The sequence below is a fragment of the Allopusillimonas soli genome (assembly GCF_004153445.1).
Taxonomy (GTDB): Bacteria; Pseudomonadota; Gammaproteobacteria; order Burkholderiales; family Burkholderiaceae_B; genus Allopusillimonas; species Allopusillimonas soli.
The window spans coordinates 355,721-367,618 of record NZ_SDQC01000002.1 but is presented as its reverse complement, the minus strand read 5'-3'; the positions used below and the strand labels follow the sequence as shown (position 1 = coordinate 367,618).

Here is an 11,898-nt window from a genome sequence, read left to right as displayed (position 1 = left end):
CAATGGACGCAAACGGAGTGTATTGATGGATTTTCGCCACATGGATGAAACAGGTCGTGCCGCACGCATGCTGCTGCTTCCGCTGGCTGCCTGCATGGTACTGTCTGCCTGCGCAGGCTCGTCGAATATTTCCCGGATTCCTGCCCAGGTCGGGCAGGAATCACAGCGCGAGGGTCTGTTCACACAGCCCGTCAAATGGACGCATGCCAAACCGGGCTGCGACGGCGAATGCCCCAAGCTTACCGTGGACTCCGTTGTGTTCCCGGGCGTTCCCCGCCTAACGGAGCTTGTTGACAGAGGGTTGGCCTACATGACAGGCATTGGTGCCAGCACGACGCCTCCCTATTCCACCATTGCCGAGTACGAGCAGTATTTCTGGAAAACAGCTGGTCCGCGTGATGAGACGCAGATGGTCGCCAAGGCGCGCTACCGGAATAACAGCCTGACCGTCGTGGAGCTCGATACCTGGCAATATATGACCGGTATGGCACATGGCATACCGGCCACACAATTCATTAACTGGGACAATCGATCAGGCCGTGCCCTGAATCTCCAGGACATTCTGCTGCCGGGCAAGCGTTCCGCCTACATTCAAGCACTGAAGCAGGCCTATCAGCGCTGGCTCATCGGCAACCCCGCCGTCCAGAACGACCCGCAGGCCTATCAGCGAATGTGGCCGTTCCAGGAAAGCGAAAACTTCGGCTTCACCGATAGCGGGCTGGTCGTGAAATATAACGCCTACGAGATAGCACCTTATGCGTCAGGGCAGCCAGAACTCGTCATTCCTTATTCGGCCTTGGGCGGAATACTGAAGCCGGCGTTCCTACCCGCCTGAGCCGTCAGACGGCCCGCATGAGGCGGGCTCGCCTGGCCGCCTCAATTCGACGGCGCGGTGTTGAAACGATCCAGATCGAAATACTTGGACGTCGAGGAGTCGGTTCGCGCCGGCTCCCGATCCTGCGTGGATCGCGTGGGAGGCGCCTCGGCGCCTTGGTTTTGTCTGCCCTCGGATGCCGACCCATCCGGCGTCTGTCCGTTCAGCCATGCGCCCCCCTGGTGGCTGGCATCTTCGTGAGTGACTACAGGGCCGCCCGCAGCGGCGCCTTGCGCCGTCCCGCGCCGCTGTGCGCGCTGGGCCAGTACCCGCTTGGTCAACTGATCCAGCTTATCGGCCAGTGATGTCTTGTTGTTCGAGCGCGCCCAATCGGCGGCGTCCAATTGCTGCAGATTTTGTGTGGTGACGTCCGCGCCTTGGTCCAGGAGATACTGAACAACCTCCTCGCTTCCGGAAAACGCGGCCATCATCAAGGCAGTGGTGCCGTCCGGCGCAGGCGCATTGACCATGGCGCCTTGCGAAATCAGCATTTTCACTGTGTCGAGATGGCCCTTGGAGGCGGCGTACTGCAAAGGCGTCCATCCCAGGCGGTTGACCAGCGCGCCGCGCCGAATCAAATCCTGTGCCCGCTGCGTATCGCCAATGACGGCAAGATACATCAAGGCGGTTTCTTTATGGGTATTGATGGCATTGAGGATGGTGCGACGGTCGGCCAACAGCACATCGTAGACCTTCCATGCGCCATCCCGTATCGCCTGCATCAGCGCCGGATTGCCTTTTGGGCTGAGTTCGTTGGGATCGGCCCCCCGGGCCAGTTCGGCCTGCACATTGGATGCCCTGTCGTTGGCGATGTCGATCCACCAATCAGGCGGATTTGCCGCTGCTGCCGCGGCACTGAAGCAAAAAGCCAGCAAGCCAACAAGCCAGCGCAGGCCAAGCCAAGATGGTCTATTTAGATATTTTTTCATAAAAAAACAATGGATTAGATAGATATTCTATACAAAACATTTAAATAAAAATCTTCGTATTAAACTTTCAATATAAATTATTTAATATTTAAATTTAAATAAATTACTTTAAATATTTTAGATTAATTTAATTGTCTATCTTATTGAATAATCTATAAAAATTGTGTGTCGTCGCCTGCCCAATCTCTGCAGCGCTAATACCACGCAGATCGGCAATTTTCTCGGCAACGTGCATGACCAATGAGGGATCATTGGTTTTTCCGCGGTAAGGCACGGGCGCCAGATAGGGGGAATCGGTTTCTATCAGTAGCCTGTTTAATGGCACTTTTCGCGCCACGTCCTGAACCTGCTCTGCTTTCTTGAAAGTCACAATGCCCGAGAGGGATATATAGAAGTTAAGATCCATGGCAGCCTGGGCCACTTCCCAGGATTCAGTGAAGCAATGCATGACGCCCCCTGCTTCATCTGCGCCCTCTTCTTTCATGATGCGCAGCGTGTCTTCACTGGCCGCCCGCGTGTGGATGATAAGTGGCAACCCGCTTTTACGGCTAGCGCGTATATGGGTGCGAAAACGTTCGCGCTGCCATTCAAGCGGTTCCGACAAACGAAAATAATCCAGGCCAGTCTCACCCAGCGCAATGACCTTGGGATGCTTTCCTTTTTCGATTAGGTCGTCGACCGAAGGCTCCGGCGTATCCTCGTAGTCGGGGTGCACACCCACCGACGCGTATAGTCTTTCCTGGCCTTCGACGAGCGACATGAGTCCTGGCCAGTCAGGCATATTGACGCTGACGACCAAGGCATGGCTGACCTGATTTTGCGTCATGCGCGCAAGAATATCGGGCAGGTTTCCGGCCAGATCCGGGAAATTGAGATGGCAATGCGAGTCTATGTACATGATTTAATTAAAAAATAAAACAGGTCACGGCGAGACGGCGGCGCATGCCAGCACGACGCGCTGCAATGCGGTATGCACAAGAAGGCGTGAATTGAGAGGATGGCTTGCCACAGCACGCTGCTGGCAAAGCCATTGTGCGGTCTGGGCAATGTGCTTGCGCGATGCGCGTTCGCCAAGACGGCCTAGCGGCTTGGACAATGCGGGAAAATATCGCAGCGGCGCGCCGGATGCCTGTAGCGACAGGTCCACGAATACGCGCTGCAAGGCGTCGATCCAGGCTTCCGCGGGCTCTTTTTCGAGCTGATCCGCCCATTGTCCAATATCGGCCGTTCCGTCGCGGGCAAGCGTTGTGATCAGGCCTCCCAGCCAGTCGGGACAAGGCGTGCCTCCTTTTCGGGCCAGGTCGCGCGCCAGCAGCGGTGCGCCGCCAGCGGCGGCCAGCCATAGATCAGCATCGGGAATGTCTTGCGCCGCCAACCATGCCAGGCTGGCCTCGCGGCCCGGCACCGGTAGGGGCAAACGACGGCAGCGTGACACCAGCGTGGGCAGAAGGCGATCGGGCGCGTCGGCGACAAGCAGAAAGACGGTATGCTCGGGAGGCTCTTCCAGCACTTTGAGCAAGGCGTTGGCTGTAACGAGATTCATCGCCCGAGCCGGGTAAATGACCGCAACCCGCCATCCGCCTCGATGCGTAGCCGTATTGAACCAATTACTCAATTCGCGCAACTGCTCTACTCTGATGTCGCGCGAAGGCGTTTTCTTGGCGGCGCCAGCGTCTTCGTCGCCAAGGTCGCCTTCTTCATGCGCCACGGCGTCGGGGCGTATGCGCCGCAGATCGGGGTGATTGCCGCCCGCCACCCAGCGGCAGGCAGCGCATCGCCCGCAAGCCAGGCCTTGTTCGGGCTGCTCGCAAAGCAGGCTGGCGGCAGCGGCTTGTGCAAATGCACGCTTTCCGATGCCAGGCAAGCCATGGACGAGCCAGGCATGAGCAAAGCGCTCGCGCTGCGCAAGCCACATCCGTGCTGTATCGGCATGCCAGGGCAGGAATTGCGGCAGCGAGTTCATGGCGTCGATGCATGCTGCCCCGTCCAGGCAGCAATTAGTGCGTTGAGTTCGGACGCGAGTTGCCCACGTATGTCGTCTATGGTTTGCGTGGAATCGATAATGCGCAGGCGCTCAGGTTGCTCGGCGGCGCGAACAAGGTAGGCCTGGCGGGTGCGCTCGAAGAAGGCCGCACCCTGCCGCTCGAAACGGTCGGGCTCCCGGGCCGCGGACAGGCGCTGGCGCGCCACATCCAGGGGTACGTCAAACAGCCAGCTGCGGTCCGGTGCCAGCCCCTCCAGCGCCCACAGCTCCAGTTGCTGGATTGCCGCCGCGCCCAGGCCGCGGCCGCCGCCTTGATAAGCATAGCTTGCATCGGTGTAGCGATCGCAGACGACCCAGATGCCCTGGCGCAAGGCGGGCAAAATGACTGTGCGCGTATGTTCGCTGCGTGCCGCGAACATCAGCAGCGTTTCGGTATGGACTTCCATAGGCGTATGCAGCAGGATGTCGCGCAGCTGCTCGCCCAGCGCTGTGCCGCCTGGCTCCCGAGTGGACAAAACTTGCCGGCCGCTGGCGCGCAGGTGCTCGACCAGCCATTGCACATGCGTGCTTTTGCCGGCGCCATCAAGGCCTTCAAGAGTGATAAAGCATCCGCGCTGCGGTTCCATGATTCAGTTGCGTCCCAGAATGAATTTCGATACGGCACGGTTGTGCGCGGCCAGATTGGTGGAAAATTCGCTGGTGCCGTCGCCGCGCGCCACAAAATAGTAGTAGCCATGGCTGTCGGGGTGCAGAACGGCCAGCAGCGAGGCACGGCCGGGCGAGGCAATGGGCGTGGGCGGGAGCCCGCTGCGGGTGTATGTATTCCAGGGCGTGTCCGCCGCCAAATCCTTCTTGCGCAGCCGGCCGGAATAGTCGCTGCCCAGCCCATAAATGACGGTGGGATCCGTCTGGAGTGGCATGCCGCTGCGTAGGCGGTTGATGAATACCCCTGCAACCTTGGTACGGTCGGCCTTGTTGCCGGTTTCTTTTTCGACGATGGAAGCCAGCACCAGCGCATCGTAGGGCGAGGCAAGCGGCAGGCCGGGTTCACGCTCGCTCCAGGCACGGGCGAGCAGGTCCTGGCCCGCATGATAGGCCCTGCGCAGAATATCGAAATCAGTGGTGCCCGGCGTGAATACGTAGGTATCGGGATAGAACAGACCCTCGGGGCTGCTGGCGTTCGATCCAAGGCGTTTGAGCAGCGCTGCGTCGCTGATGCCGTCCAGCGTCTGGCGGACATCAGGCGAGTCGCGCAGCGCCTGCCGTATACGTTTGTATGTCCAGCCCTCCACAAACGTAAGCCGCGACTGCGTCATGTCGCCGTTTGCCATGCGCTGCAGGAGTGTGACTGGCGTGTCGCCGCGGCGCGCCTCGTAGGCGCCTGCCTTAAGCTGCTTATCCTGGCCGCTCAGCCGGGCCAACAGTGAAAATCCGCGAGTGTGGATATGAATACCGGCCTCGTTCATGACACGCGCAATGTCTGCTGGCCCGTTGCCGGCTTCTACCAGATAATCGATGCGCTCGCCATCCATGGCAACCGGACGCTCGGTCCAATACCAGGCGCCGGCACAGGCAAACAAGCCCGCAAGCGACAGGATCAGCAGGGTCAGGAGGGAGAATTTCTTGAATTTTTTCATCAGCCTTGAAGTGTAGCCCACGCAGCGCGCGCAGGCCCGTTATCATAGAGGAATACCGATACATCTTTCATCGTCGAATCCGACCCTGTTTTTCATGAATAATTCCCTTATTTCTTGCATACATCTGCCCGAACTGGCCGTCATTGAGATCAGCGGCGAGGATGCCGTTTCATTTCTGCACGGCCAGCTCACTCAGGACGTCGAAGGCCTTCAGCAGGGCCAGGCGCGGTTGGCTGCCTATTGCACCGCCAAGGGCCGCGTGCTGGCCACCCTGGTTTTCTGGAAGGAAGGCGCATGTCTGAGGGCCATGCTGAGATCCGATCTGGCCGAGACATTCGTCAGGCGCCTGTCCATGTTTGTATTGCGTGCAAAAGTGAGGCTGCGGGTGGAGCCTGTGGCTGTGTTGGGCCGCCTGTCCGACGGGAACGAGGGCGCCGGTACGGAACCCTGGTCGGTAACGGTCTCTGACGATTTCGTGGATATTGCAACGCCGTCGGCCAGCGCCGGCAAGGTTCGCTGGTGGCGGGTACCACGCCTGGGGCTGGAACAGCCATCCGATACGCCCCCGGCCACTTCGGCCGAGCAAGCAGCCGCCTGGCAGGCAGCCGATATTGCCGCCGGCCTGCCCTGGGTGCAGGCTGCAACGCAGGATATGTTCATTCCGCAGACGCTGAATCTAGACTTGATCGGGGGCGTAAACTTCACCAAAGGCTGTTATCCAGGCCAGGAGGTGGTGGCTCGCGCGCACTACCGGGGCGCGGTCAAGCGGCGCATGGCATATGGCGTCGTCCGGCAAGCCGCCAGCCACGCCGGAACCGACCCCGGCTCCGACACCTATGACGCACGCCACCCCGACACGCCATGCGGGCGTATCGTCAACACCAGCATGGCCGGTGACACCATCCATGTGCTGATGGAAGTGCGGCTCGCCGACCTAGGCGAGGCCGATTTTCGTCTGGACGGGCCGGAGGGCCCGGCCATCCAGGACGTGGCGCTTCCCGATGGCGTTGATGCCGACTAACGCCGATACAGTTTGAGAATGCTGGAGAAATCCAGGCCGCCGTTCCCTTGGGCGCTGTGAAGCGAGTACAGATTGCGCGCCAACTCGCCCAGGGGAACGGTGGCGCGTACGTTCAGGGCAGACTCCGCCGCAAGGCCGAGGTCCTTCAGCATCAGATCCACGCCGAAACCGCCCGCATAGTCATTGGAAGCCGGCGCATGGTCCATCACGCCCGGCCAGGGATTGTAGAGTTCGGTTGCCCAATTGCGCCCCGAGCTCTTGGCGATGATGTCGGACAGGACTTGGGCATCCAGGCCGTTTGCGACGCCCAGGGCGAGCGCTTCCGCCGTGCCAGCCATGAGTACGCCGAGCAGCATGTTGTTGCAGATTTTGGCAACCTGTCCGGCGCCCGCGCCGCCGGCGTGAAAAATATTCTTGCCCATCTTCTCCAGATAAGGCCGTGCTGCCTCCAGGTCGGCCGCCTCCCCGCCCACAATAAACGTCAAGGTTCCAGCCACTGCCCCGCCCGTGCCGCCTGAAACCGGCGCATCGATCATGCGTATACCACGCTGGGCGGCTGCCTGGGCAACCTTGCGCGCCGATTCCGCCGCGATCGTGCTGCACTCCAGCACCAGCGTGCCCTTGGCGATATCCTGCAGCAGGCCTTCATCGCCCAGGTATAGGCCCTCCACATGTTTGCTCGCGGGCAGCATCGAGATCACGGTATCGGCGCCCTGAACAGCCTTGCCGGCCGATTCGGCCGCCTGGGCGCCGGCGTCAGTCAAGGTCTTGACGGCGGCGGGCACAAGGTCGTAGACGACCAAATCATATCCCGCCTTGACCAGGTTCATTGCCATGGGCGCGCCCATATGACCCAGCCCGATGAATGCAATACGGCTCATACATTGTCTCCTTGGTTTGAAGTTGGCTCTGCTTCGGATGGCGGCCGCCCCGCGATACGCAGGATCGGCTGGCTCCGCAGTGGATACTTAGATGATCGTGTTATGCGCCCTGCCCCAAGTCAGCGAGTGGATGCGTCATATCTGCTGGCCAGGGTGCCTGGAAAAAGCGCTGCACCCATGTCTCGGTTGCCTCGCCAGGCGTGGCCGGATGCCATTTAGGCTTTTTGTCCTTGTCGACAATAAGGGCGCGAATGCCTTCCTGAAGGTCGCCCTGAACGCCGCACTGCAATGACACGATATATTCTTCGCGAAAGACATCCGCGAGCGACATCAGGCGAACGCGCTGCAGTAGCGTGACGCTCAGACGGGCAGACCCGGGCGATCCCGCCAGAAGCGTACGCGCGGCCCGTTGCAACCAGGGATCTTCGTGATTCGCAAGTTCGGCGATGCGCGCGTGAATAGCATTGAAATCCCAGCCATCGCACAGCCTGCGAATGAGATCAAAATGCTTGTCCAGCGGCCCCTGTGGAGCAGGCGTTTCAGGTTCGAAGTCCAGCAGAAGGCGGCGCAATTGCGCGTGATTTGCGGTCACGTCCGGGAACCACGCCGTCGCCAGCAGGCGCGCCAGCAATGTATCCCAAGCGCTGGTTTCCACCCTGTAGTCTGCGAGTCCGAGGCGCAGACAATCGTGCGCGCCCAGTTGGGCAGCCGTCAGTGCCAGGAATACGCCTATCCCGCCTGGCAGACGGGACAACATCCAGGTGCCGCCGACGTCCGGAAACAGGCCAATGGATACCTCGGGCATGGCAAAGCGCGTGGTTTCGCTGACGACCCGATGACTGGCGCCCATGAACAGGCCAACCCCGCCGCCCATAACAATACCGCTGCCCCAGCAAAGAATGGGCTTGGGGTAGGTGTGAATCTGATAGTCGAGCCTGTATTCGACATCAAAGAACTCGCGCGCATGGGGGTTGTCCCAGGCGCTGCCGCTCTGGTTGGCCAGCATGCCCTGGTAAATACCTTGTAGGTCTCCCCCCGCACAAAACGCCTTGCCGCCCTCGGCATCCAGCACGACAAGCGCAATGGCTTCGTCAGCCTCCCAGCGGGACAACTGGGCAGCCAACGCCCGACACATGTCCGTGGTCAGGCTGTTTAGGCTCTTGGGCGCATTGAGTGTGGCGATGGCAATTTTGCGGCCTCCCGCCGCATCCAGCTCCCGGAACAGCACGGACGATGTCATCGGAGATCGGCTCCTTTTTCGATTAATTGCCGCGCGATGATCACGCGCATGATTTCATTTGTTCCTTCGAGAATCTGATGTACGCGCGTATCCCGGACCAGACGCTCGAGCGGGTAATCCTTGAGATAGCCATAACCACCGTGCAGCTGCTGCGCATCCAGGCAAACCTGGAAGCACAGGTCGGTGGCGAGGCGCTTGGCCATGGCGCAATAGCTGGATGCCTGGGAATCGCCCTCGTCCAGGCGGGAAGCGGCCAGGCGCACCATCTGGCGCGATGCGACAATATGGGTAACCATGTCCGCCAGCTTGAATTGCAGAGCCTGAAATTCCGTCAATGCGTGCCCGAACTGTTTGCGCTCGCTCATGTAGCGCCGTGCGGTATCGCAGGCGCCCTGTGCCGCGCCAACTGAGCACGTTGCAATATTGATGCGGCCGCCATCCAGACCCTTCATGGCGAATTTGAAGCCCTCACCTTCCCGGCCAAGTAGATTCTGGGCCGGCACCTCCACGTTCTCGAATACGATGGGCCGCGTGGACTGACTGTTCCAGCCCATTTTCATTTCTTTTCGGCCATAGGTGATGCCCGGTGCGTCGGCAGGCACCACAAATGCCGATACCCCCTTCGGGCCGGGCTCTCCCGTGCGCGCCATGACAACCAGCACGTCGGTGTCTCCGGCGCCTGAAATAAAGGCCTTCGCGCCATTGAGCACATAGCCTGCCCCGCGCTTCTCGGCGCGCGTAATCAGCGATCCGGCGTCCGACCCAGCACCAGGCTCAGTGAGGCAATAAGAAGCCAGCTTCTCACCCGCGGCAAGCGCAGGCCCCCATGCCTCGCGCACCGCTTCCGTGGCCCAGGAGCCTATCATCCATGTGGCCATGTTGTGTATGGTCAGAAATGCGGTCGTGGAGGGATCCACAGCGGCCATTTCCTCGAATACCAGCGTTGCGTCCAGGCGCGGCAAGCCCAGGCCGCCTATGGATTCCGGCGCATAAATAGCGCAAAAGCCCAGTTCGCCGGCGCGGGCGAAGCTTTCACGCGGAAAAATGCTTTCTTCGTCCCAGCGCGCGGCGTTCGGTTCGAACTCACCGAGTGCGAAATCGCGCGCCGCCTGGGCAAAAGCCTGTTGCTCGTCGCTAAGGCGCATATCCATGTGATGTGTCTCCTTGTTGCCAGGCGGGATCACCACCTCGGCGATTCGATTATAGATAACCCCGCGCACCAGGGGTGGGTATTACCTTACCGCTACCGGCGCCGCAACGATGTCATCTGCGCGACAATCAGCGCTTCGGGGACAGCTTTGCCCGATGCAGGGCGCGCCGCCGCCGCGACTCCATGGGGTCGAACGCCAACGGGCGATAGATTTCAACCCGATCGCCGTCGCGCAATGGGGCATCGGCCGGGCGCGCCAGGCCGAACACGCCTGCCTGAAGCGCGTTCAGGTCATAGGCCGGAAATGCCTTTTCGAATCCGCTGGCCCTGACAGCCTCAAGTAATGTGGTCCCGGACGGCAGGACAAGCCGCGCGCGCCACACCTCACCCGTCTTCTGTGCGTAGACGACCGATACCTGGATGTCCGGCCTATTCTCCATGGAGATCTTGCGCGCGCTGCGTGAAGGAATCGATGAAGCTGGTGGCAATACGGTTGAAAACAGGGCCCACCACCGCCTCTAGCGCACGGCTGGAGAATTCGTATTCCATGGTATAGGCCACCTTACAGGCATCGGGAGACAATTCGATGAACTGCCAGGTGCCGGTGAGGCTGGAAAACGGGCCGTTGACCAGCGTGAAGGTAATCTGCGAGGGATAATCGTGCGCGTTGCGAGTGGTAAAGGTTTGCCTTATTCCAGCAATGCTGATGGTAATGGAGGCTTCCATGCCGTGCTCATCGTGCTTGTGCACTTGGGTGCCGCCGCACCACGGCATGAATTCCGGGTACTTTTCGACGTCGGCCACCAGGTCGAACATTTGGGCACGCGTATGTGGAACCAGAACGGAGCGTTGAACTTTATGCATTGAGCCTTGTTGTTGGATAGAATGTATGGATTTTAGCCTCTATGGCCGTTACTGATTCATGAGCATTGTCGATAACCGCAAGGCCACGCACGATTATTTCATCGAAGACCGCTTCGAGGCGGGTCTCGTCCTTGAGGGCTGGGAGGTCAAGGCCATACGCGCCGGACATGTGCAGCTCAAGGAAAGTTATGTCATCGTGCGCGATGGCGAGCTCTGGATAATCGGCATGCATATCAGCCCGTTGCCCACCGCCTCCACGCACATTCACCCCAATGCAACCCGTACGCGCAAATTGCTGCTCAAGGCGGATGAGATCAGCAAGCTGATTGGCAAGGTGGAACAGCGCGGCTACACCCTGGTGCCTCTCAATCTGCATTACCGCAATGGCCGCGTCAAACTGGATTTTGGCCTTGGCCGTGGCAAAAAGCTGCATGACAAGCGGGATTCGGCTCGCGAGAAAGACTGGCAGCGCGAGAAAGAGCGCTACATGAAGCACGATACGCGAAATCGCCGTTGATTCCCTCAATGTAGATCGAATCCCTCGCGCTGCAAGAGCGCAAGCTTGCGATCCAGGCCTCCGGTATAGCCATTCAGGCGGCCAGAACCGGCCAGTACCCTATGGCAAGGCACGATAATGGTGATGGGATTCTGGCCCACCGCTGTACCCACCGGCCGGGCATGCTTGCGCTGCATACCCACCGCCACCGCAATGTCGCCGTACGACACGTATTCACCGTAAGGTATGTCGAGCAGCGCGCGCCAGACTTTTTTCTGGAAGGCGCTGCCTTCCAGCAGCAGCGGCACCGAAAACATCTGGCGCGTACCGTCGAAGTATTCCGCAAGCTCGTCACGAGTGCGCAAAAATATCGCCATGACATCGGGTGGTGTGCCCGGCTGCAGCGACCGCAGCGCATACGCTTCGTCATCGTCCGCGCCGGAATTTGCATCGGTATGGGCATTGCTTTGCTCTTCCTGTGCATCGCACAGGCTGGATGCCTGCCCTTTCCTCTGCTGTTGTGCAGGATCGCCTTCCGTACGCGCAAGATTGGCGGCGCTGAAGAGATCGCCGCAGGCGTGCGACCTGTACGCCTTGAATAGTCGTATGGGGCGTCCGTCCAGTGTGCCGGAAGCCGGACTGGCGGTTTTATGCTGCACGGGCGCAAGCCCCGCTATCGCCGGGCAATCCTTCTGGCCGACGAAATACAGCCCGGTAAGATGGGCGCCATCGGCACAAAGTAGTATGCGCCCGAGGGGTGAGCCCAGTTGCGCATGATAGGTCATGAACAATCTCCGTAGGCCCCGGCAGTTTCAAACGGCG

The 11,898-nt window shown here is 60.0% G+C and carries 14 protein-coding genes; 3 read left to right on the top strand and 11 right to left on the bottom strand.

The window, feature by feature from the left end; all coding sequences use genetic code 11:
- Positions 1-25: 25 nt before the first annotated feature.
- Positions 26-835, top strand: a complete 810-nt coding sequence (locus ERD78_RS07495) for an RsiV family protein (protein WP_245152380.1) — start codon at positions 26-28, stop codon at positions 833-835.
- Between the two features lie 41 nt (positions 836-876).
- Here ERD78_RS07495 and ERD78_RS07490 read toward each other — a convergent pair whose 3' ends face one another.
- The 5 genes from ERD78_RS07490 to mltG form a co-directional block, all read right to left on the bottom strand.
- Complete coding sequence (locus ERD78_RS07490; RefSeq protein ID WP_129968657.1) at positions 877-1,803, bottom strand: ankyrin repeat domain-containing protein; 927 nt, start codon at positions 1,801-1,803, stop codon at positions 877-879.
- Between the two features lie 127 nt (positions 1,804-1,930).
- Positions 1,931-2,701 (bottom strand): TatD family hydrolase, encoded by a 771-nt coding sequence (locus tag ERD78_RS07485; protein ID WP_129968656.1) that lies wholly within the window; start codon positions 2,699-2,701, stop codon positions 1,931-1,933.
- A gap of 24 nt (positions 2,702-2,725) precedes the next feature.
- Positions 2,726-3,766: a DNA polymerase III subunit delta' gene (gene holB / locus ERD78_RS07480; protein ID WP_129968655.1), complete on the bottom strand. Its 1,041-nt coding sequence runs from the start codon at positions 3,764-3,766 to the stop codon at positions 2,726-2,728.
- On the bottom strand, positions 3,763-4,413 hold the full coding sequence (gene tmk / locus ERD78_RS07475; protein WP_129968654.1) for a dTMP kinase: 651 nt from the start codon (positions 4,411-4,413) through the stop codon (positions 3,763-3,765). The genes holB and tmk overlap by 4 nt, the downstream gene beginning before the upstream one ends.
- A 3-nt stretch (positions 4,414-4,416) precedes the next feature.
- Positions 4,417-5,424 carry an endolytic transglycosylase MltG gene (gene mltG, locus ERD78_RS07470; RefSeq protein WP_129968653.1) on the bottom strand — a complete coding sequence of 336 codons (1,008 nt, stop codon included), beginning with the start codon at positions 5,422-5,424 and terminating at the stop codon, positions 4,417-4,419.
- Positions 5,425-5,518: 94 nt separating this feature from the next.
- Between mltG and ygfZ the strand changes: the two genes are divergently transcribed.
- A complete protein-coding gene (gene ygfZ, locus ERD78_RS07465; RefSeq protein ID WP_129968652.1) occupies positions 5,519-6,445 on the top strand; it encodes a CAF17-like 4Fe-4S cluster assembly/insertion protein YgfZ in 927 nt (308 codons plus the stop codon).
- Here ygfZ and mmsB read toward each other — a convergent pair.
- The 5 genes from mmsB to ERD78_RS07440 form a co-directional block, all read right to left on the bottom strand.
- Complete coding sequence (gene mmsB / locus ERD78_RS07460) at positions 6,442-7,326, bottom strand: 3-hydroxyisobutyrate dehydrogenase (protein WP_129968651.1); 885 nt, start codon at positions 7,324-7,326, stop codon at positions 6,442-6,444. The two genes, ygfZ and mmsB, sit on opposite strands and share 4 nt — an antisense overlap.
- A gap of 100 nt (positions 7,327-7,426) precedes the next feature.
- Complete coding sequence (locus tag ERD78_RS07455; protein ID WP_129968650.1) at positions 7,427-8,566, bottom strand: enoyl-CoA hydratase/isomerase family protein; 1,140 nt, start codon at positions 8,564-8,566, stop codon at positions 7,427-7,429.
- Positions 8,563-9,717 (bottom strand): acyl-CoA dehydrogenase family protein, encoded by a 1,155-nt coding sequence (locus tag ERD78_RS07450; RefSeq protein WP_129968649.1) that lies wholly within the window; start codon positions 9,715-9,717, stop codon positions 8,563-8,565. Before ERD78_RS07450 ends, ERD78_RS07455 begins: the two co-directional genes overlap by 4 nt.
- Before the next feature lie 127 nt (positions 9,718-9,844).
- On the bottom strand, positions 9,845-10,156 hold the full coding sequence (locus ERD78_RS07445; RefSeq protein ID WP_129968648.1) for an RnfH family protein: 312 nt from the start codon (positions 10,154-10,156) through the stop codon (positions 9,845-9,847).
- Positions 10,146-10,580, bottom strand: a complete 435-nt coding sequence (locus ERD78_RS07440; protein WP_129968647.1) for a type II toxin-antitoxin system RatA family toxin — start codon at positions 10,578-10,580, stop codon at positions 10,146-10,148. The genes ERD78_RS07445 and ERD78_RS07440 overlap by 11 nt, the downstream gene beginning before the upstream one ends.
- 58 nt (positions 10,581-10,638) lie before the next feature.
- On the opposite strand from ERD78_RS07440, the gene smpB reads away from it, so the two are divergent.
- Positions 10,639-11,097, top strand: a complete 459-nt coding sequence (smpB, locus tag ERD78_RS07435; protein WP_129968646.1) for an SsrA-binding protein SmpB — start codon at positions 10,639-10,641, stop codon at positions 11,095-11,097.
- A gap of 5 nt (positions 11,098-11,102) precedes the next feature.
- Here the strand turns inward: smpB and ERD78_RS20220 are convergent, their stop codons facing one another.
- Positions 11,103-11,861, bottom strand: coding sequence for a methylated-DNA--[protein]-cysteine S-methyltransferase (locus ERD78_RS20220; protein WP_371734570.1), 759 nt, complete (start codon positions 11,859-11,861; stop codon positions 11,103-11,105).
- Positions 11,862-11,898 lie beyond the last annotated feature (37 nt).

Excerpts from the sequence above, each read along its gene's own strand:
- ERD78_RS07495 (WP_245152380.1), top strand. The coding sequence starts at position 26 with ATGGATTTTCGCCACATGGATGAAACAGGTCGTGCCGCACGCATGCTG.
- ERD78_RS07490 (WP_129968657.1), bottom strand. The coding sequence starts at position 1,803 with ATGAAAAAATATCTAAATAGACCATCTTGGCTTGGCCTGCGCTGGCTT.
- ERD78_RS07485 (WP_129968656.1), bottom strand. The coding sequence starts at position 2,701 with ATGTACATAGACTCGCATTGCCATCTCAATTTCCCGGATCTGGCCGGA.
- holB (WP_129968655.1), bottom strand. The coding sequence starts at position 3,766 with ATGAACTCGCTGCCGCAATTCCTGCCCTGGCATGCCGATACAGCACGG.
- tmk (WP_129968654.1), bottom strand. The coding sequence starts at position 4,413 with ATGGAACCGCAGCGCGGATGCTTTATCACTCTTGAAGGCCTTGATGGC.
- mltG (WP_129968653.1), bottom strand. The coding sequence starts at position 5,424 with ATGAAAAAATTCAAGAAATTCTCCCTCCTGACCCTGCTGATCCTGTCG.
- ygfZ (WP_129968652.1), top strand. The coding sequence starts at position 5,519 with ATGAATAATTCCCTTATTTCTTGCATACATCTGCCCGAACTGGCCGTC.
- mmsB (WP_129968651.1), bottom strand. The coding sequence starts at position 7,326 with ATGAGCCGTATTGCATTCATCGGGCTGGGTCATATGGGCGCGCCCATG.
- ERD78_RS07455 (WP_129968650.1), bottom strand. The coding sequence starts at position 8,566 with ATGACATCGTCCGTGCTGTTCCGGGAGCTGGATGCGGCGGGAGGCCGC.
- ERD78_RS07450 (WP_129968649.1), bottom strand. The coding sequence starts at position 9,717 with ATGGATATGCGCCTTAGCGACGAGCAACAGGCTTTTGCCCAGGCGGCG.
- ERD78_RS07445 (WP_129968648.1), bottom strand. The coding sequence starts at position 10,156 with ATGGAGAATAGGCCGGACATCCAGGTATCGGTCGTCTACGCACAGAAG.
- ERD78_RS07440 (WP_129968647.1), bottom strand. The coding sequence starts at position 10,580 with ATGCATAAAGTTCAACGCTCCGTTCTGGTTCCACATACGCGTGCCCAA.
- smpB (WP_129968646.1), top strand. The coding sequence starts at position 10,639 with ATGAGCATTGTCGATAACCGCAAGGCCACGCACGATTATTTCATCGAA.
- ERD78_RS20220 (WP_371734570.1), bottom strand. The coding sequence starts at position 11,861 with ATGACCTATCATGCGCAACTGGGCTCACCCCTCGGGCGCATACTACTT.